At 64.1% G+C, this 20,937-nt stretch carries 8 protein-coding genes and 1 tRNA gene; 6 read left to right on the top strand and 3 right to left on the bottom strand.

The window, feature by feature from the left end:
* Positions 1-193: 193 nt before the first annotated feature.
* Positions 194-715, bottom strand: coding sequence for an N-acetyltransferase (locus VFO93_RS16880; RefSeq protein ID WP_325135547.1), 522 nt, complete (start codon positions 713-715; stop codon positions 194-196).
* An 83-nt stretch (positions 716-798) separates the two neighbouring features.
* Between VFO93_RS16880 and VFO93_RS16875 the strand changes: the two genes are divergently transcribed.
* On the top strand, positions 799-1,362 hold the full coding sequence (locus VFO93_RS16875; protein WP_325135546.1) for a Crp/Fnr family transcriptional regulator: 564 nt from the start codon (positions 799-801) through the stop codon (positions 1,360-1,362).
* A 9-nt stretch (positions 1,363-1,371) separates the two neighbouring features.
* On the opposite strand, the gene VFO93_RS16870 is transcribed toward VFO93_RS16875, so the two are convergent.
* Positions 1,372-1,698 (bottom strand): multidrug efflux SMR transporter, encoded by a 327-nt coding sequence (locus VFO93_RS16870; RefSeq protein WP_325135545.1) that lies wholly within the window; start codon positions 1,696-1,698, stop codon positions 1,372-1,374.
* A gap of 282 nt (positions 1,699-1,980) precedes the next feature.
* Between VFO93_RS16870 and VFO93_RS16865 the strand changes: the two genes are divergently transcribed.
* Positions 1,981-5,643: an alpha-amylase family glycosyl hydrolase gene (locus VFO93_RS16865; protein WP_325135544.1), complete on the top strand. Its 3,663-nt coding sequence runs from the start codon at positions 1,981-1,983 to the stop codon at positions 5,641-5,643.
* A 72-nt stretch (positions 5,644-5,715) separates the two neighbouring features.
* Positions 5,716-5,786: transfer RNA gene (locus tag VFO93_RS16860), tRNA-Cys, on the top strand.
* A gap of 70 nt (positions 5,787-5,856) precedes the next feature.
* On the opposite strand, the gene VFO93_RS16855 is transcribed toward VFO93_RS16860, so the two are convergent.
* Entirely contained in the window at positions 5,857-15,276 is a 9,420-nt protein-coding gene (locus VFO93_RS16855) for a PAS domain S-box protein (protein ID WP_325135543.1), read from the bottom strand.
* A 407-nt stretch (positions 15,277-15,683) separates the two neighbouring features.
* Between VFO93_RS16855 and VFO93_RS16850 the strand changes: the two genes are divergently transcribed.
* The 3 genes from VFO93_RS16850 (at position 15,684) to VFO93_RS16840 (ending at position 20,764) form a co-directional block, all read left to right on the top strand.
* Positions 15,684-15,872 carry a hypothetical protein gene (locus VFO93_RS16850; RefSeq protein ID WP_325135542.1) on the top strand — a complete coding sequence of 63 codons (189 nt, stop codon included), beginning with the start codon at positions 15,684-15,686 and terminating at the stop codon, positions 15,870-15,872.
* Between the two features lie 284 nt (positions 15,873-16,156).
* Positions 16,157-18,796: a cyanophycin synthetase gene (gene cphA, locus VFO93_RS16845; RefSeq protein WP_325135541.1), complete on the top strand. Its 2,640-nt coding sequence runs from the start codon at positions 16,157-16,159 to the stop codon at positions 18,794-18,796.
* Between the two features lie 168 nt (positions 18,797-18,964).
* A complete protein-coding gene (locus tag VFO93_RS16840; protein WP_325135540.1) occupies positions 18,965-20,764 on the top strand; it encodes a DUF885 domain-containing protein in 1,800 nt (599 codons plus the stop codon).
* The last annotated feature ends 173 nt before the right edge of the window (positions 20,765-20,937 follow it).

The following is a 20,937-nucleotide window of genomic DNA, read 5'->3' as shown; positions in this document are numbered from 1 at the left end:
CGTTGAATTGACGTAACAGAAAAGCCCCGAGCCGTGAGGTTCGGGGCTTTTTTTGTGTTTATCTTGTTGAATTAAGGGGTTGGTGCACAAAATCGACCAGACGCTCCAGCAGCGGTAGAAGAGCAAGCTGTCGGCGGCGGTGGCGAAGCTGATACAAAAGGACACGACGGGCATAGTAAATGACTGATGTCTATCAGCTTAAAGCGAGTTTCATAAGGATATCAGTCTGCTCATCATCCCCGAGCTTGAACACGTGCTGGCCAAACGCAACAAAGCCATTTTTTTGGTAAAAGCGGATGGCGCGCGGGTTTTCTTCCCACACCCCCAGCCACATATACGCCGCCTGGGCCTGCCGGGCCAGCGCCAGCGCCTGCTCGTAGAGCTGCTGCCCAACCTGCTGGCCCTGAAATTCCTGCAACACGTAGATGCGCTCGATTTCCAAGGCGTTTTCGGCCTGCGGCTCTGTCTGGGCCGGCCCGGTATTCACTTTCAGATACCCGATAACGCAGCCCGCCCGCTGGGCAAAGTAGAAGGCCGAATGCGGCTCTTGCAGTTCGGCTAGCAGCTTTTCGATAGCAAAGCCGGCTTCCAGATACTCGTGCATGTTCTGTTCGGAATTGCTGGCCTTGAACGTTTCGGCGAAGGTCTGGCGGCCAATCTGCTGCAATTGGCTTACATCGGCCGGGGTTGCTTTTTGAAGGATAATGGGTTCCATTGAATTTAGAGGTAAGGTAAAGGCGGAGGGAGCGGCCCAGCCGCCGAACTAGCAATTGGTATCTTGCAGCCATCTTCCGGCGCATGACGTTTTCCGAGATTCTGCAAGCCACTTACCCCCTGCCGCCCGCCTCCCTCGATAAGATGCGAGCGCTGGCTGAGTACGTGGAATTGCCGAAAGGCACGGTTTTATTTCGGGATGATACGCTGGCCCACCACATCTTCGTGATGCAGCACGGGCTGGCGCGGGCCTACGCCCGGCGAGCCGACCGGGAAGTGACGTTCTGGTTTTCGGAAGCGGGTGCGGTGCTGGTATCCATCAGGGGCTATACCGAGCGCGCGGTGAGCTACGAAACGATTGAGCTGCTGGAAGACAGTGGTTTGTTTCAACTCAACATGCGGGCGCTTCAGGAGCTGTACCGCACCGATGTACACCTGGCCAACTGGGGGCGCGTGCTGGTAGAGCGCGTGTGGCAGCAGAGTGAGCAGCAGCTAATTGCCCGGCAGTTTCGCACCGCCGAGGAGCGCTACGCCGACCTGCTGCACCACAGCCCGCACCTGCTACAACGCGTGGCGCTGGGGCACATTGCGTCTTACCTGGGCATCACGCAGGTAACGCTGAGCCGGGTGCGGGCCAAGCTGAAATAAGCCCAGCCCTCAGTGTGACACCGCTTTCAAGCCCAACACCGACCCAATGAGCGTGACGAGGAAAAACAGGCGCGCCCCGGTCAGCGGGTCGCCGAAGGCCACGACGCCGACCACGGCCGTGCCCAGCGCCCCGATGCCCGTCCAGACGGCGTAGGCCGTGCCCAACGGGATGTGCGCTAAGCTCAGGTTCAGCAGGTAAAAGCTCAGCACACCGCAGCCCGCGAAGGCCGCGTACCACCCGCCGGCTTCAACCCCGGCGGCCAGCCTGGCTTTGCCCAGGCAAAAGGTGAACGCCACTTCGGCCAGTCCGGCCAGTATCAAAAGCAACCAGTGCATAGCAGTTAAGAAGGTACGGCGGCAAAGGTCCGGCCGGCCTTTCGCGCTTCTTTTTACCAATGTTAAAAACCGCTGGAGCAGGCTGCTTTTTGCGCGCGGGAGGCGCTGCTTCCTGCTGGCAGTAACCCACCCACGGCCATGCGGGCAACTGCTAACCGACTGCCACGCGGTGAACAGCACATGGCCCCGGTATAGAAAGACACAGCCGTAATCGCTGCGGCAGGTTCTGTTGTGTTTACCTTATTAAATTTATGGTTTATTTCCCTTCCTATTATTTAGTGCATGAAGAAAAAGTATCTTCTTGGGTTGCTCCTGAGTGGGCTATGCCTGAGTAGCCCGGCAGTCAGTGCACAGACTACCATCAAGAAAGTGGTGCTACAAGGCTTCTGGTGGGACTATTACAACGCGAACTACCCCTTTAAATGGGCCGACTACCTGGCCGAGCTGGCCCCGCGCCTGAAGGCGATGGGCGTGGATGCGGTCTGGATTCCGCCGACGCCCAAGAATAAGAACGCCACCAATGACGTGGGCTACTCGCCCTTCGACCAGTACGACCTCGGCGACAAGTACCAGAAGGGTGCAACGCGCACGCGGGTGGGCACGAAAGACGAGTTTTTGCGGATGGTGGCCGTGCTGCACGCCAATGGCATTGAGGTAGTGCAGGACGTGGTGCTGAACCACACCGATGGGGCGGGCACCAATACTGGCGCGGGCGGGCAAGACCCCGAAACTACTTATTCGCTGCAAAGCAACAGCGGCTACAAAACCTTCCGCTACAGCAGCTTCGGCTCGCCGGTGCCCGAGGCCGGCGACAGTGGCCCGGCCTACGCGCAGCGCACCGGCCGCTGGCCCAAAAACTACCTCAACTTTCACGCGCAGCCGGGCCACAATACGACCAGCGGCGACATGGCCGCGCCGTGGTTTGGGCCCGACTACTGCTACGGCGGCGACGGCGGCAACGACGGCTACGGGCCGCTGAGCCCAGCCTACCTCTCGCTTTTCCCGAGTGCCTATAACCCGCCCCAAACCGCTGGCTACAGCCAGACGCAGGCCCGCAACTGGGCGGTGTGGATGAAAAAGCAAACCGGCGTGGACGGCTTCCGGTGGGATGCGGTGAAGCACTTTAGCTACGGCGTGCAGCAGGACATTAGTTACAACCTGAAATACAACGCCTTGTGGGCCAGCGGCGGCGTGGGCATGTTCAACGTGGGCGAGTACGTGGGCGGCAAAGGTGAGCTCGATGGCTACGCAACCAGCGTGCAAAGCCAGAACGGCGGCCAGGATTTTCTGATGGGCACCTTCGATTTTGGGCTGCGTGGAGCTATTTACAACATGGTGGCAAGTGGTGGCAATTACAACCTGGGGCAGATGCCGGGCGAGCAGCAAGACCAGCGGGTGGCTTACTACGCCACTACCAATACCTCCGTGCACCGCACGGCCCCATTTGTGAACAGCCACGATACCTTTCGGCCGCTGCTGAGCGCCACCGGCAACTACACCGCCAACTGGAAAACCGGCGACGAGCTGGCGGCCCACATCGACCCGTTCGACGTGCGGCTGTCGGCGGCCTATGCCGTGGCTTTTGCCGTGGATGGCAACCCGCACATTTTCTTCGAAGACCTGTTTGACGTAGGCGGCACGGGCAAGCGCTGGACACACGCGCCCACCTCGGCCGCCGACCTGCCCGTGCGCGACGACTTGGTGAACTTGCTGTGGTGCCACCAGCATCTGGGCTTCAAGGATGGGGCGTATAAGGTGCCGCTCAGGTCGCCCGACCACCTCGTGATTGAGCGCAGCGCGAAGGCACTTATTGGCATCAATGACAACCTGAGCGCCTGGCAAACGAACACCGTGACCACCGATTTTGCCGTGGGCACGCAGCTCATCGACTACTCGGGGGCCAGCAGTATGGTACAAACAGTAGTGGCGGGCCCGGGCGGCACGGCCACCGTCACCATCCGCACGCCGCCCTGCGACGGCAGCGCGCCGCTGGGCCGCCGTGGCTACTCGGTGTGGGCGCCCGTGGGCCAGGCGGGCAGCGCCTACGCGCCGCCCCGCGCCACCACTACTACTCAGGAATGGGAAATGGCCGACGACCTCGGCGACCTCAACTGCCAGAGCCTGGGCCAGGGCGGCCGCCTGCCCGACTTCTCGACCAACCGCCGGCTGGCGGGCAAAATATACGCCCAGGCCGGCCAGCGCATCACGTATGAGCTTTACCCTGAGCTTACTACCAACACTCGCAGCATCAGCGTGGGCCTCTACGACCTGCGCGGCAACCGCCTGAGCGCGGCCAGCGGCACTACTTCGGCGGTGGGCACCTACACGCCGGCCGCTACCGGCTGGCTGGCTTTGAAGGTGCAGAACGCCGCCGCCACCTACGCCGGGCAGCGCTGCTTTGTGAAGGTGACGTACACCGCGCCCACCGCCGTAGACACCCGCAACGCTGGTGCACCGCTCAACCAGGTAGCCATCTGGACCGGCAACAACGCCAGCCCCGACCCCACCGACTGCCGCAACTGGGAAAACGGCGTGCTACCCTCCCCTGCTACCGACGTGCTGGTGCCCGCCGGCAGCGCCCTCATGCCCAGCCTGAGCGCCGGCACGCTGGCCGCCCGCGACCTCACCATTGAGGCCGGCGCGACCCTGACGGTAGGCGCGGGCACGGTGCTGCGCGTGGCCGGCGACCTCACCAGCCAGGGCACGCTGGCCGGGCCAGGGCAGGTGCTACTCAATGGCACTACCTCGCAGCGCCTGGTCGGCAATTTGACATTCAGCAGCTTGCGGATTAATAATCCGGCCGACGTGGAGCTGCTCGGCCCCGTATCGGTGAGCGACACGCTGACGCTGCGCGCCGGCCGCCTGGCCCTCGGCGACCAGCTGCTGACGCTCGGGGCCACGGCCACCATTGCCGGGGCCGATGCCAGCCGCTACCTCCTCACCCGCGACGACCCGGCCGCCCAAGGCTACGTGCTGCGGCCGGTGCCCGCCACGGGCGCGGCGGTGAGCTTTCCGGTGGGCACGGCCGCCACCTACGCCCCGGTAGCGCTGCGCACCACGGGCAGCACTACGGCTGCGAAAGTCCGCACCTTCGGCAGCGTGCTGGCGCACGGCACCAGCGGCGCGCCCTACGCCGGGGCCAGCAGCTTCGTGGGCCAGGCCTGGGACATCGCGCCCACCACCGCCGGGGCGGTGCTCGACCTGACGCTGCAGTGGCCCGCCAACGCCGAAAACGCACAGTTTCAGCGCGCCAGTGCGCAGGTGTATGCCAACGACAACTCCGGCACCGGCACCTGGGTAGCCCTGGCCGGCCCCGCCGCCACGGGCCCTGGCCCCTACCAGCTCACGGCCAGCGGCGTGGGTGGCTTTGGCACGTTTGCGGTGGGCTCGGCGGGTGGGCCGCTGCCCGTGCGACTAATCAGCTTCGGGGCGCGGCGTAGCAACGCCAGCACCGTGGCCGTGCGCTGGGCTACGGCCGCCGAGGCTACTTGCGCCCGCTTCGACATCGAGCGCTCGGCCGATGGGCAGCAGTTCCACACGCTGGGCGCGGTGGCCTGCGCGGGTGCGGCGGCCCCCTACTCCTTTACCGACGCGGCGGCTTACGGGGCGGCCTACTACCGGCTGCGGCAAGTAGATACCGATGGCGCGGTGCAGTACAGCGCCCCCGCCTACGTGCCCGCCGAGGCTGGCACTGCGCTTGCGCTCAGCTTGTTTCCCAACCCCACTACCGGCACCGTGGCGCTGCTGGGCGCGCCCGAGGCCGCTACCCTCACCCTCAGCCTTACCAATGCGCTGGGCCAGCCACTGCTGGCCACCGGCCCGGCCGCGCTGCCCGAGCTCACGGCCCGCCTCAATGCCGCGCTGGCCACCTGCGCGCCCGGCGTGTACGTGCTCACGGCCGAGTGCGCGGGCCAGCACCAGCACCTGAAGCTGGTGAAACAATAAGCCGCCCCCGAAAACTTACCGCCCAAGGCTTGGCCAAGTCAAAGTCGCTGCGTACCTTTGCCCGCCCAAGCCGGTAACGTGACCGAGTGGCTAGGTAGAGGTCTGCAAAACCTCCTACAGCGGTTCGAATCCGCTCGTTACCTCTCTTTTTACCGCAAAGCCCCTTCTAAATGCTGCATTTAGAAGGGGCTTTGTCTTTTGCCCAATGCGGCGCTACCGCACGGGCAGGCGCACCAGCACCTGGGTGCCCTGGCCGGGCGCGGAATCCAGCTGCACCACGCCGCCGAGCAGGGCGGCGCGGCTGTGCAGGGTTTTGAGGCCCAGGCCCTCGCGCACGGTGGCGGGGTCGAAGCCCCGGCCGTTGTCTTCGACCCGCAGCACCACCCAGCCGGGCAGGCGCTCGACCTCCAGGGTGGCCTCGCTGGCTTGCGCGTGCTGGGCCACGTTGTGGGCCAGGCCCTGCGCCAGGCGGTAGATGGCCAGCTGCAACACGCTGGGCAGCACCGCGTCGGCCACCACGATGTGGCAGTGCCAGTGCAGATTAGGCGCGTTCAGCTGCCGGCAAATGGTTTCGAGGGCCACCTGCAAGCCAAACTCTTCGAGCAGCGTGGGGCTCAGCTCGTGCGACAGCGCCCGCGTCTGCCGGATGGCGTCGCTGAGCAGGCGCGCGGCCTCTTGGCGGGCGGGCTGGCCGGGCTCCGTGCCCAGGCGGTCGAGCTGCAGCTTGGTGGCAAACAGCACCTGGCCCAGGCCGTTGTGCAGGCTTTCGGCCATGCGGCGGCGCTCTTCTTCCTGGGCCAGCTGCACGGCTTCGAACAGCGCCTGCTGCTGCCCCAGGCGCAGGTGCAGGTTGTCGGCCTCCAGGCGCTGCAGCTCGCTGATGTCGAGGTCCACGCCCAGCACCCGCGTGGGCTGGCCGGTTTCGTCGCGCAGCACCACGGCCTTCATCCGCACGGTTTTCACGTGCTCGCGCACACGCAGGCGCAGGGTTTCCTCGAAGCCCTTGCCGGCGGTGAGGCGGCGCACCAGTTGCCGGGCGCGCGGGCGGTCGTCGGGCAGCACGGCCTCGAGGTAGTGGCTGGGGGCCACGGTGCTGCCCACGGGCAAGCCAAAGAGGTGGTACATGCCCTCCGACCAGTGCATAGTGCCGGTAGCCAGTTCGTAGTCCCACGAGCCCAGGCCGGCCACGGCCTCGGCTTGCTCCAGCAGGCGCAGGTTTTTGAGGCGCTCCTGCTCGGCGGTTTTGTGCTCGGTGATGTCGAGGTTGGTAGCGGCTACGCCATTGCCTAGCTTCACAAACTGGCAGGTAAACCAGCGGCTGAAGCCCTCATGGTCGTAGAAATACTCCATGCCCTGGGGCTCGCCGGTGGCCAGGGCGTGCAGCATCAGGTCGAAAATACCCACCTGCCGGATGCCGGGATACTCCTGGGCGTAGAGCTTGCCGACCAGGTCGGTGCGGCCGGTTTCGCGCTCCAGCTCTTTGTTGACGAGAGCCAGGCGGAAGTCCTGCACCTGCCCGGCGGCATCGCGCTCGGCACGAAGCACCGACATGGAAATGAGGCTGGTATCGAGTACCGATTGCAGCAGGTCGCGGCTTTCTTGCAGCTGCTGGGTGCGCTCCTGCACCTGCTGCTCCAGCTGCTCGCGGTAGCGCGCCTCGGCCTCGCGTAGCGCGGCCTCTACCTGCTTCTGCTCCGAGGTATTGCTGAAGAGCACCGCCACCCGGCGGCTGTCGGCTGGCCCCAGGGCGAAGGCATACACGTCGAACCAGCGGCCGAGCACCGTCGAGTAGGCCTCAAAGTTGACCGTTTCGCCGGCGGCGGCCTGGGCGTAGCGCTCGTACCAGATTTCCTCCAGGCCGGGGATGAGTTGGCGCGTGGTTTGGCTGAGCACGGCGGCGCGGGGCAGGCCGGTCAGGCGCTCAAACTGGGGATTTACTTCCAGCCACTGCCAATCTAGGGGCTTGCCGGTGGCCTCGTCGGCGGGCAGCACCTGGCCGATGCCGAAGCCCTGGTCCATGGTTTCGAACAGAGTGCGGTACTTTGTTTCCGATACCAGCAGGGCTTCCTCGGCCTGCTTGCGGGCCGTAATATCGTAGCTCACCACCAGCACCGCCTCGGGCTGGCCGGTAGCATCCAGCAGCGGCACCCCGCGCGAGATGAACGTGCGGCCGTGGGCCGTGTGCTCCAGCGAAAATTCCTGCCCGGCCAGCGCCTGCCGGTAGTGGGCTTCGTGCTGTGGCACCAGGTCGGGCGGCATGGCCTCGGCCACGGTGCGGCCCACGAGGTCGGCCGGCACGAGGCCCGCCTTGTCGAGGGCCTCACCCCCGGCCAGCTGGTAGCGCAGGTCGGGGCCTACTACGAAAGCAGCTGCGCCGGGTAGGTTGGTAATGAGGGCTCGCAGGCGCTGCTCACTGGCGGCCAGGGCTTCCTCGGCGCGGGCACGCTCCAGGGCCACCCAGGTGCGCTCGGCCGCTTCGCTCGTCAGCGCCAGCTCGGCGGCGGTCCAGCGGCGGGGCGTGGCCTGGTTGACGCACAGCAGCGCCGTAAAGCGGCCCCCTTTTACCAGCGGCACCCCAATGGCGGCGCGCAGGCCAAAGGCCGCGTAGGCCGCCCGGTCGGTGGCGCTAAGGGTGGGGTCGGTTTCGCTGTCGGCTACGCTGGACACGTGCCCGGCCTGCCACTGCGGCAGGCGTTTTAGCTGAAACTCCGACATCGGATAGCTGCCGATGCCGCCCGGCAGCCCGGCGATATACTCTTCGCGAACGCTCCAGGAAGTGCCATCGGCCTGCACGGTGGCCAGGAAAACCCGGTCGGCGCCTAGGGTTTCGCCCAGCACGCGCATGGCAGCGCGCTCCATGGCCGCGCTGTCGGCCACCGGGCGCAGCGCGTCGCTCAGTTTTAAGAGAAATGCTTGGTGCTGCTCCCGTTGCTTCCGTTCCGTGATGTCGGTAAACACGGTCGTTAGCAGCCGGCTTCCGGGTCCGCCAACACGGGAATACTGGGACGTAAGCCAACGGTTGGTATCGACGTTATACGCTTCAAAATGCTGCGTCTCGCCCCATTGATACGCCCGGGTCATGGCCTCCAGCCACACCGGTTCCAGGTTAGGCACAAGTTCGCTTACCTTCTTGCCCTGCGCCTGCTGGATGCCGGTGTGTTTTTCAAACGCCGCATTTACTTCCTGCAAAATCACGTCGGTTACCTGGCCGCTTTCATCCACAACCAGCTCGTGCAGGGAGAAGCCTTGGTCGATATTCTCAAAGATTCCGCGGTATTTTTCTTCGCTGGTGCGTAGCGCTTCCTCGGCTTGCTTGCGGGTGTGGATGTCGGTGGCGGCTCCAAACCACGTCGTGATGTTACCCTGCGCGTTGCGGACGGGGCGGGCCCGCACCTGAAACCAGCGGTACTCGCCCTGGGCCGAGCGGATGCGGTGCTCCTGGCGCAGGAGCTCACCGCTGGCCACGGCCGCGCGGTAGCGGCGCGCCGATTCGGCCTGGTCGTCGGGGTGAATGACGTCGGTCCAGCCGTAGCCGGCGGCAGTTTCCGGCGTCTGGCCGGTGTACTCGTACCACTGTTGGTTGTACCAACCTGTGTTGCTGTCGGGGGAGCTGCGCCAGAGCAGGTCGGGCACTAGGTTGGCTACGGCGCGAAACTGCGCTTCCGACGCGGCTAGGGCCTCCTCGGCGCGGGCGCGCTCGATGCGCGGGAACACGCTGCTCGATATCTCCTCCAACAGCTGAATTTCCTGTGGCTGCCACTCGTGCGGCTGCTCGGTGGTCACGGCGATGTGGCCGACGTAGCGGCTCTGGCGGAAAAACGGCACGGTGACGAAACTACCGACTTGCAACCGGGCGTAGCTCTGCGCTTCTGCTCGTTCGTCGTGCGCCGTATCGCGCATCACGAATAGTTCGCCGGCGCGCATTGTGCGCACGAAGTCTTCGCTCAAATACGCTTCGAGCTTGAACGTTTGCATCAGGCTCGGCACATTGCCGCTGGCCCAGCCGTGATGCACCGTGACTTCGTTTTTAGCTTCGTCAACGTCCACGAAATAGCAGCCGGAAAGCGCCAGGAATTCGCCGAGGCGCCGGCCGACCATCTGCATAATCTCGTCCGGCGCGGACAGGATGGCTAACTCCTTCCCAATGTCGTCGAGCAAAACGGCGTTCAATTCGCGGCGCTTGCGCTCGGTGATGTTGTTGTAAATGCACACCACCTTACGGTTCGTGGCATCGGCAACCCGCGAAGTGGCAATATCAAACCACCCGTCAAGCCCAGCGATGTAATACTCGTGCCGCTCCGGCACCCCGGTCTTCACAACGCGCTCGAAGGCTTCAAACCAATACGCCTCCAAATCCGGGACAACCTCGCTGACGCGCTTGCCGATGATGTCGCTCGTCAGGCCAGTCTGTTTGGTCAACGCCGCATTGAGTTCGATAAACCTATAATCAACCGCCCGCTCGTGCTCGTCAAAAAGGAGTTCGAGCGTCGAAACGCCGTCGTCCATCGAATCGAACAGCGTGCGGTACTTTTCCTCCGAGGCGCGCAGGGCTTCTTCGGCGCGGGCGCGCTCCACGGCGGCCCAGGTGCGCTCGGCCGTTTCTTGCACCAGACTAATCTCGTCAGCCGTCCACTTCCGCGCTTGTCCGTGCTGAATACCGAGATTGGCGACCCAGCGCCCCCCTTTGATGAGCGGGACGCCGATGCTGGCGTACACCTTCGCCCCGATGAAGGCCGCCCGCACCGCTTCGCTCAACCGCTCGTCCGAGCTCATGTCCACGATGGCGTAGGTTTCGCCCATCCGCAGCCGCTGGCTGGCCGGGCTGTAATCATTGGTCGGAAAATGCCCAATGAGTTTTGGGTACCCCGCGCGCACGTAATTATCCGGGATGAAATACGTCTCCCCGCTGGCGTCTACCTCCGCATACAGCACCCGGTCGACCTGCAAGTGTTCACCCAGAATACGCATCGCCGCGCGCTGAATGTCCACCGCGTCGGTGAGCGGGCGCAGCGCGTCGCTCAGTTGCAATAGATATTCCTGCTCACGTTCGCGGCGCTTGCGCTCGGTGACGTCGTTGAAGACGACGGCGATGAGCGGGCTGTCGCTGCCCCCGACGCGCGCATAGTACAGGCTATACCAGCGGCCCGTGTCGGCGTGGTAGTCTTCCAGCCGTTCGCCAACGCCGGTTTGGTACACGCGCGTGAGGGTATCCATCCACGGCAGCTCGGTGTGGGGAAACAGCTCGCTGGCTTTGCGGCCGATGACATCCCGTACGCCCGACTGCTGCCCAAAGGCGGGGTTGGCCTCGTGATAGAGGATGTCGACCGCCTGGCCCCGTTCGTCCACGAACACCTCGTAGAGCGCAAAGCCCTCGTCAATGTTCTCAAACAGCGTGCGGTATTTTTCTTCCGATTCGCGCAGGGCGGCTTCGATTTTGGCGCGTTCCACGGCGGCCCAGGTGCGTTCGGCGGCTTCCTGCAACATTGCCACGTCGTCGTCGCTCCACGCGCGGGGGGTCAGGTGCTGTGCGGCAAAGGAAGCCACCCAGCGTCCTTCTTTGAGGAGCGGCACGGCCAGCAATGCTGCCAGGTTCACCGCCCGGCACTCGGCGCGCGCCGCCTCGCTCAGGTTTGGGTCGGTTTCGGCGTCGGAGATACGCACCAGCCGGCCGGCGCGCAGCTCGTGGCCCGCCCAGCCAAAATCCTCCACCCGCCCTTTTCCGAGAAGCGGTGGCACGCCTTCGCGCACGTAGTTGTCGGCCACCACCCAGTGCTCGTAGTTCGGCTCAATGTCGACGTAATACACGCGGTCCGCTCCCAGGAATTCGCCCAGCACGCGCGACGCGGCCTGCTGCATGGCCACCGGGTCGGCGAGCGGGCGCAACGCGTCGCTGAGCTGCAGCAGAAATGCTTGCCGCTGCTCGTGGCGCTTGCGCTCGGTGATGTCGGTGAAGACGACGGCAAGCAGCTTGCTGCCCGGGCCGCCCACGCGGGCATAATGGAGCGTAAACCAGCGGTCTAGGTCGGCCACATAGCCTTCTGTACGCACGGGCTCGCCGGTCCGGTACGCGTGCGCCCCGCCATCGAGCCAGTGCTGTTCGAGGTGCGGAAACAGCTCGCTGGCTTTTCGGCCCGCCACCTGCGGCAGGCCCGTGTGCTGGGCGAAGGCGGCGTTGGCTTCGTGGTAGACGATGTCAACAATGTTGTCCTGCTCGTCGGTGATGAACTCCTGGATGGCGAAGCCTTCGTCGATGGTTTCGAAGATGCTGCGGTATTTCTCTTCGCTTGCGCGCTGGGCGGCTTCGGCGCGGGCCCGTTCCAGCCGCAGCCACACCCGGCCCGCCACGTCCTGCAGCAGCTCAATTTCGTCGGGCTCCCAAGCGCCCGGCTGGGGGCGGCCCACGCCTAGGTCGAACACCCAGCGGCCCTCGGCCACGTGGGGCGTATTCACCAGCGCGCGGATGTCGAGGGCCTGATACGCCGCGACCTGCGCGGCCGGGCGGTGGCCGTCGTCCACGTCGCTGACAATCATGGGCTGGCCCGCCGCCAGCTGCTGGTTTTCCGCTGGGGTGTGAAAATCGTTTAGCGGGTACGTGCCGGTCATGGCCGGTAGTCCGGCCGGGCGGCCGTGGTGCAACACGGTACAAGTCCCGGCTTCGGTGTCGACGGCTACGAAGAAGCAGTGCGAGAGCTGCAGGTAGTCGGTGATGCGCTGGCCCGCCAGCTCCATCACCTCCTCCACGGTGCTCAGCGGCGCAAAGTCGCTCATCAAGCTGGCCATAAACGCCAGATGGGCCTCGCGGCGCTTGCGCTCGGTAATGTCGGTAACCAGCGAGTAGTAGCCGGCCACCGAGCCGTCGGGCTGCACGTCGGGCACAAACTCGGTTTGCACGTGCCGCAGGCCGATTGTCTGGAACGTCATCTCGGCCTCGAACGACTGCGGCCGGCCCGCCAGCGCCGCCTCGGCGTGGGGCAGCAGCCGGGCAAAGGCTTCTTCGCCCACCACCGCGCGCAATCGCTGGCCTTGTAGCTCCTGCGGCGCCCGGCCAAACCACTCCTGGTAGCGCTGATTGACAAAACGATACCGCAGCCCGGCATCGACGTAGGCGATGAGGGCCGGCGTAACGTCGGTAATGAGTCGGAGCCGCTGCTCGCTGGCGCGCAGGGCTTCTTCGGCGCGGGCGCGTTCCATAGCGGCCCAGGTGCGCTCGGTGGTTTCCTGCACCAGGGCAATGTCGTGGGTTGTCCAGGCCCGAGGCGTGGCGCTGTGCACGGTGAGGTCGGCCACCAGGCGCCCGTCCTTCACCAGCGGCACCATCAGCCAGGCCCGCGTGCCAAAGGTGGCGTACCCGGCCTGCTGCTCCGGGGTGTGGGCTTCGGCCAACACGTCGTTGCGCCAGAGCGGTTGCCCGGACTTGGCTTCGGCCAGGCCATCGGGCGTAAAGTCCTGGAAGCGCATGACCAGCCCCTCCATCGGCACCAGGCCGGGGTCCCGGTTTTCGGTGCTGATGTACATGGTACCTTCCTGGTCGAGCGCCTCGGCGTACAGGGTACGTGCGCAACCTAGGTGCATACGCAGCAATTCCAGGGCCTCGCGCTGAATTGCCAGCGGGTCGGCCAGGGGGCGCAGGGCGTCGGCCAGCCGCATCACAAACTGCTGCTGCTGCTCGGCCTGCTTGCGGGCGGTGATGTCGGTGAAGAGCACGGCCACCTGGTGGGCGGCGGGCGGGCCGATGCGAAAGGCGTGCACGTCGAACCACCGGCTTACCCTGGGCTCGTAGCGCTCCAGGCGCTGGGCCTCGCCGGTGCGCACCACCTGGGCGTAGGCCGCGAGCCAGAAGTCATCCAGGGCCGGCACCAGCTCGCGCGGGGTGTCGCCCGCCGCGCGGGCCGCCATGCCCGACTCCTGGGCAAACTGCGGGTTCACTTCCAGGGGAGTAAACCCAACGGCCCGCTGCCCAGCGTCGTCAAATAGAATTTCCAGCACGCAGAAGCCCTGATTCATGCTCCGGAACAGGGCGTGGTACTTGTCGGTGGCCCGTTGCGCTACCTCCTCTTTTAGGTGCAGTAGCTCCGCTTCGGCTTGCTTGCGCTCGGTTACGTCTTCCCAGGTGTGCACCAGCCGGTCCCCGTCGAGCGGGGTGTTGGTGATGGCAAACCACACCCGTCGGCCCCGGAAGTCGGTTTCGCGCAGGTAGCTGTTGCGGCGGCCCGTTGCCAGCACCTCGCGGAGCTGCGCCAACTGGCGGCGGCCGTTGTCGCCGTGGTCGGTAAAGAGCCGGCCGGTGAAATCCTCGCCCAGCATCTCGTTGCTAGCCCGGTTGATGTACTCGTGTATGAAGTCCACGATGGTACCGGCCTCGTCGCGCACCGCCCGGTACACGGCCAGGCCGATGTTCGGCGCGTCGATGATGTCTTGCAGCAGGGTTTGGCTTTCGCGCAGCTCCTGCTCCAAGCGCTTGCGGGCGCTGATGTCGTGGGTAGTAGTAGTCACGCCATCGCCCAGCTTCACGGTCGATTGGTAAAACCACCCGTCGAACTGCTCGTGCGCGTAGTGGTGCTCGCGCTGGTCGGGCACGCCCGTTTCGAGCACCTGCCGGAAGGTGTCGAAAATGCCCGCTTCCACCACGCCGGGGTTCAGCTCACACAGGCGCCGGCCGATGACGTCGCCGTAGTACTGCTCGGCCGCCGCGTTGTTGAGCACCCAGGCAAAGTCCACCACCGCGCCCTGCTCGTCGCGCACGGCCTCAAACACCTGCACCATATCCAGCGAGCTGTCGATGGTGGCGCGCAGCAGCGCGCGGCTTTCATGCAGCGCCGCCTCGGCCTGCACCCGCTCGGTGATGTCCTGCACCAGCCCGCGCAGCTGCACGGCGGTGCCGGCCGCGTCGCGGCGCACTTCGCCGTGGGCCTCCAGGGTGCGCCACTCCCCATCGGCGCGCCGGATGCGGCGGCGGTAGGTGTAGGGCTGCCCGGTGCGCGTGGCCTCGTCGAGCACCTGCCGCACCGTGGCCGCATCTTCGGGGTGCGAGCGGGCATCGATGAGTGCCAGCGTGGGCAAGAAAGACTCCGGCCCCTCGCCAAACAGCCGGTACAGGCCGTCGGAAAAGTAAAAGCTGCCGCTCGTCAGGTCGGCCTCGTAGGAGCCGGTGCGGGCCACGGCTTCCATATCGAGCAGCAGCTGGCTGCTGCGCGGCCGGGTAGCCTCGGCCGGGGGGCGGGCCGGGGCATCGGCCAGCAAGATGGCCACCTGGTGGCTGCCGGCCGGCCCGCCGGGCAGGGCCTGCACCGCCAGCCAGCGCCCCGCCGCGTGGGGCAGCAGCTGCTCGAACTGCTGCGGCTGGCCGGTGCGCGCCACCTGCCCGTAGGGCGCAAACCACTGGGCATCGAGCGCGGGCACCAGCTCGCGCAGGGTGCGCCCCACGGCGGCGGCCAGGCCCGTTTGCCGCCCAAAAGCGGGGTTGACTTCCAGAAAGCGGTAGTCGCTGGCCGTGCCCTGCGCGTCGAACAGCACTTCTACCAGGCCGAAGCCCTGCTGCACGTGGTGCAGAATGGCGCGGTAGCGGTCGGCCGGGGGCGGGGAGCTACCTGGCTCGGCGGGTGAGGCAGCGCTAGGGTCGGCGGGGGCAGGCATGGCACATGAGCGCAGGGTGAAAGCCAAATAACGCGCCGCCCGCCCACATAATAAAAGCTCGGCAAGGCCACAACCACGCCCCTCCCTACCGCTAAGCTGAACTCTTTTCAGCAAATCAACTAGCTATTAATCATAATTTTACTTATGCTAAAATAGAGAGCCACCGAACTCCATTTATAATGCCGCAATTCCTGCGCGGTTGCTTATGGGTATGCCCGTTTAGCAAAAGCTGCGGGCCGCGCAGTATCGGCCTCATCGGCCGCGAGCCGGCCACTACACCAGCTGCGGCAAGCGCGCTGCATCGGACGGAAACAAGAGATACATAACCTGCCTCCGACACCACCTGAATAGGATTATCCCACCCTAAGCCCGTCTTTAAAAAATATATTTTACTAAAAATCAATAGCATGAAAAATATATGCCAAAAAACAAGTTTTATTTTTTGGATTTTTGCAATTAACCAGACTAGTTTTGCAACGCATTCAGCCAACAATATTATTGTACTTTTATCGAGAGAAAATTACAAAAAAGAAGATGTGGGGACATCAAGTAAGGACAATGCCAAGATTTTCTTTGCACTGTTTGAAAGAGGTTAGATTTAATTATTACTAGAAATTATCCAATTTATCAGTTAGCAGCCTGCCGGGACGTGCAACGCGATACAACGTGAGAAAAGGTTGATGCACAAGGCCACCAGCAACGCTGGTGGCCTTTTTAGTGCGCCAAGCCCGACGCTACTGCGCAAGGCAAAGGCCGTGGGGCTCACCGAGAAGCGCCGGTTGGCGGCGCGGGAGGCTCTTAAAAGTGGGAAATTACCCGCTACGGTGCCTACATTGCTAAGCCGCCGCCCGTGCCGGCGGCTTAGCCCCGTTTTGCCTATATGAAAATTATTGACCTGCGCACCATGCGCGGCCCGAGCTACTGGTCGGTGAAGCACTACCGCCTCATCGTCTGTAAAGTTGATTTCCAGGAATTTGCCGGTCAGTGGAGCAATAGCGTGCCCGACTTTGCCGAGCGGCTGACGGCCCTGCTGCCCCAGATGGGGCACATGCCCCACATTCCCGGCGTGAGCGGCAAGCAGTTTGCCAAGCACCCGCCCCTCACGGCCGAGCAGCTGGCCGATGGCGAGCCCCTGGGCGCGGTGGTGCAGCACGTGGCGCTGGAGCTCCAGCGCCAGGCCGGCATGCCCGTGTACTGGGGCAAAAGCTACCCCGCCCACGAGGAAGGCGTTGAGTACGTAGTGTTTGCCTACCAGGAAGAGCGCGCCGGGCGCTACGCCGCCCAGGCGGCCGTGGAGCTGGTAGAGGCGCTGCTGAAAGGCGAAGACTTCGACCTGAAGCCGGTGGTGGATGAGCTGCACGACATTCGGGAAGAGGAGTTTTTTGGGCCCAGCACCTGGAGCATCGTGGCCGAGGCGGCCTCGCGCGGCATTCCGTATATCCAGCTGAAAAACAGCAGCATTATTCAGCTCGGCTACGGCGTCAATCAGCGCCGCATCTGGGCCACTACCACCAACCTGACCTCGCACGCGGGCGTAGAGGTGGCCGGCAATAAAAACCGCACCAAGGCCATGCTGGCCGACGGCGGCGTGCCGGTGCCGCGCGGCACTACCGTGTATTCGGAGGAAGGCCTGCGCGAGGCCATAGAGGAGTTGGGCTTTCCTATCGTGACCAAGCCGCTCGACGGCAACCACGGCAAGGGCGCCACCATCCGCATCACCAACTGGGAAGACGCGGTGGAGGGCCTGAAAGCCGCCAAAGTGTACTCGCGCGCCGTGATAGTGGAGCAGTACGTGGTGGGCGACGACTACCGCCTGCTGGTGGTGAATGGCAAGCTGATAGCCGCCGCCAAGCGCACGCCCGCCGCCGTAGTGGGCGACGGCAGCAGCAGCATCCAGGCGCTGGTAGACAAGGTGAACGAGGACCCGCGCCGGGGCGTGGGCCACGAGAAGGTACTGACTTCCATTAAGGTAGACCAGCACACGCTCGATATTCTGACCAGTAAAGACCTGACGCTGGACTCGGTGCTGCCGGCCGGCGAGGTGCTGTACCTCAAGAGCACGGCCAACCTGAGCACCGGCGGCACGGCCACCGACGTGACGGACCTCATCGACCCCTACAACGTGCTGCTGGCCGAGCGCGTGGCCGGCATCGTGGGCCTCGACATTTGCGGTATCGACCTGCTGACCAGCGACATCGCCATTCCGCTCAACCAGACGCGGGGCGCGGTGATTGAGGTGAACGCGGCCCCCGGCTTCCGCATGCACATCTCGCCTACCGAGGGCTTGCCGCGCAACGTGGCCGCCCCGGTGGTGGACATGCTGTTTCCGGCCGGGGCCACGGCGCGCATCCCGATTATCACCGTGACTGGCACCAACGGTAAGACTACTACCACGCGCCTCATCGCGCACCTGGTGGCCAGCAAGGGCTACAAGGTGGGCTATACCACTACCGATGGCATTTACATTCAGGGCGTGCAGCTGCAAAAGGGCGACTGCACGGGCGGCGTGAGCGCCGAGTTTGTGCTGAAAGACCCGACCGTGAACTACGCGGTGCTCGAAACGGCGCGCGGCGGCATGCTGCGCTCGGGCCTGGGCTTTCACACCTGTGACATCGCGGTGGTGACCAACGTAGCGGCCGACCACCTGGGCATGCGCGACATTTATACGGTAGAGGAAATGGCGGCCGTGAAGGGCGTGCTGCCCCGCACGGTGCGCAAAACCGGCTGGGCCGTGCTCAACGCCGACGACGACCTGGTGTATGACATGGCGCGCACCGTCGATTGCCGGGTAGCGCTGTTTTCGATGCACGAGCACAACCCGCGCATTCAGGAACATGTGGAGGCCGGCGGCGTGGCGGCGGTGTATGAGGAAGGCTACGTCACGATTTATAAGAACTCGTACAAGCTGCGCATCGACCGGGCGGCCGAGTTCCCGGTGACGTTTGGCGGCCGGGCGGGCTTCAACATCGAAAACTCGCTGGCCGCCGCGCTGGCCAGCTACCTGGCGGGCTTCAGCAAAGACGAGATTAAGACGGCGCTGCGCACCTTCGTGCCCTCGGCCACCAAAACGCCGGGACGCATGAACGTGTACAAGTTTCCGCGCTTCGAAGTCATCGTGGACTATGCCCACAACACGGCGGGCATCGAGAAATTCGCGGAGTTTATGCGCGCCACGCCGGCCACCCGCAAAATCGGCGTGGTGTCGGGGCTGGGCGACCGCCGCGACGAGGATACCCTGGGCTTCGCGCGCGTGGCCGGGCAGATTTTCGACGAGGTAGTGCTGCGGCAAGACCGCGACCTGCGCGGCAAATCGGCCGAGTTTCTGCGCGACATCATGACGCGCGGCCTGCGGCTCGACAAGCCCGAGCTACCCATTCAGTACATTGAAAACGAGATGGATGCCATCGACCACCTCATGGCCACCGCGCCCGAGGGCGCGGTAGTAGTGCTGTTTACCGAGAACATCGCGGGCACGCTCAAAAAGCTCGATGAGTACGAGGCGAGCTTGAAGGAGGGCTAGGCGCTTAACCGCTTGTTTTACGTCTGCCTTCCACGTCTGTCATGCTGACGAAGGAAGCATCTTATCAGGTTTGCACAGTCGCAATACTAACCTGACAAGATGCTTCCTTCGTCAGCATGACAGACGTTTTTTAACCGGTCTAATTCCTGCCTTAACACCTTATTTTCTATGAAATACCTCGCGCAAGCGACACTGGCGGCCACGCTGCTACTAGCGGGCTGTCAGTCCTCCACCTCCGATAAAACCGCCCAAACGACTACAGCCGGCAACAAAGAGCTGAGCGCCGTTTTCAGCGAGTTCTGGGACAAGCAGTCGCGGCTCGACCCGGTGTCGGCCACGGCGCAGGGCGACAACCGCTACAACGACCAGCTACCCAACGACCAGACGCAGGCCTACCGCGACACGCTGCGCACGTTTTACCAGGACTACCTGACGCGGGTCGAGAAGTTTGACCGGGCCAAGCTGGACGAAAACGACCAGATTAGCTACGACATTTTCACCTACGACCTCAAGCAGCGGGTGGCGGGGCTGAAGCTGAACACCTGGATGATACCGTTTCAGCAGTTTTGGGGGCTGCCGCTGTCGATGGGGCAGTACGGCGCGGGGCAGAGCATTCAGCCCTTCAAAACCGTGCAGGACTACGACAACTGGTTGGGCCGGGTGCAGGGCTTCACGGTGTGGGCCGACTCGGCCATCGGCAACTTCCGGCGCGGCATGAAGGCGGGCGTGGTGCTGCCCCGGGCGCTGGTGCAGAAGATGATACCGCAGATGCAGGATGCGACGATGGTGGTGACGGACCCCACCAAGTCGCTGTTCTACGGACCGATAAACAGCTTCCCGAAAGACTTTTCGGCCGCCGATAAGCAGCGCCTGACCACCGCCTACAAGCAAGCCATTCTGACCCAGCTAGTGCCGACCTACCGCAAGCTCGGCAACTTCCTGGCCACCGAATACCTGCCCAAGGCGCGGGCCACGAGCGGCATCAACGCGGTGTCCGGCGGGCCGGAAATCTACCGCTACTACGTGGGCTACTGGACGACCACGGAGAAAACGCCGGCCGAAATCCACGCGCTGGGCCTTAGCGAGGTAGCGCGCATCCGGGCCGAGATGGAGAAGGTGAAAGACCAGCTGGGCTTCAAGGGTACGCTGCGCGAATTCTTTGCGAGCCTGCGCCAAGACCCCAAGGCCATGCCCTTCAAGAGTGCCGAGGAGGTGCTGGCGGGCTTCCGCAAAATTCAGGCGACCATCGACCCCAACCTGAAAACGATGTTCGGGCGCACGCCCAAGACGCCGTTTGAAATCCGCGAAACCGAGAAATTCCGGGAGGCGTCGGCCTCGGCCGAGTACAACCAGGGCTCGCCGGATGGCTCGCGGCCGGGCATTTTCTACGTGCCCATCCCCAAACCGGCCGAGTACAACGTGACGCAGGGCATGGAATCGCTGTTTTTGCACGAGGCCATTCCGGGCCACCACTACCAGATTTCGTTGCAGCAGGAAAATACCGCGCTGCCCAAGTTCCGGCAGTTTGCCGGCTACGGGGCCATGACCGAGGGCTGGGCGCTGTACTGCGAAAGCCTGGGCAAGGAGCTGGGCCTCTACAAAGACCCCTACCAGTACATTGGCGCGCTAAGCGACGAGATGCTGCGCGCCGTGCGCCTGGTAGTCGACACCGGCCTGCACACCGGCCAAATGACCCGCGAGCAGGCCATTGCCTACATGCTCGACAACACCCCCGACAACGAGGCCAACGACACGGCCGCCATCGAGCGCTACATGGCCATTCCGGGCCAGGCGCTGGCTTACAAAATCGGGCAACTCAAGATACAGGAGCTGCGGGCGCGCTACACCAAAGAGCTGGGCAACAAGTTCAAGCTCAGTGACTTTCACGACGAGCTGCTGAAAGACGGCGTGATGCCGCTAGATGTGCTGGAGCACAAAATGGACGCCTGGGCGGCCCGGCAGAAGTAATGAAAAGGAAAGGGCGGGCCGACTGGTTCGTCCTTTTTTGTTGGGTAGCCGTTGAGACTAATCGTCATGCTGAGCGGAGCGCAGCGGAGTCGAAGCATCTCTACCAGTGAACTAACTCTTTACGCCAGCAATGAAGCGGTAGAGATGCTTCGACTCCGCTGCGCTCCGCTCAG

Origin of the sequence: Hymenobacter sp. (genome assembly GCF_035709525.1) — a bacterium.
Taxonomy (GTDB): Bacteria; Bacteroidota; Bacteroidia; order Cytophagales; family Hymenobacteraceae; genus Hymenobacter.
Note: the sequence above shows the minus strand (reverse complement) of the source record. Positions and strands in the feature narration are given on the sequence as shown.

Excerpts from the sequence above, each read along its gene's own strand:
- VFO93_RS16865 (WP_325135544.1), top strand. The coding sequence starts at position 1,981 with ATGAAGAAAAAGTATCTTCTTGGGTTGCTCCTGAGTGGGCTATGCCTG.
- VFO93_RS16870 (WP_325135545.1), bottom strand. The coding sequence starts at position 1,698 with ATGCACTGGTTGCTTTTGATACTGGCCGGACTGGCCGAAGTGGCGTTC.
- cphA (WP_325135541.1), top strand. The coding sequence starts at position 16,157 with ATGAAAATTATTGACCTGCGCACCATGCGCGGCCCGAGCTACTGGTCG.
- VFO93_RS16880 (WP_325135547.1), bottom strand. The coding sequence starts at position 715 with ATGGAACCCATTATCCTTCAAAAAGCAACCCCGGCCGATGTAAGCCAA.
- VFO93_RS16855 (WP_325135543.1), bottom strand. The coding sequence starts at position 15,276 with ATGCCTGCCCCCGCCGACCCTAGCGCTGCCTCACCCGCCGAGCCAGGT.
- VFO93_RS16850 (WP_325135542.1), top strand. The coding sequence starts at position 15,684 with ATGAAAAATATATGCCAAAAAACAAGTTTTATTTTTTGGATTTTTGCA.
- VFO93_RS16840 (WP_325135540.1), top strand. The coding sequence starts at position 18,965 with ATGAAATACCTCGCGCAAGCGACACTGGCGGCCACGCTGCTACTAGCG.
- VFO93_RS16875 (WP_325135546.1), top strand. The coding sequence starts at position 799 with ATGACGTTTTCCGAGATTCTGCAAGCCACTTACCCCCTGCCGCCCGCC.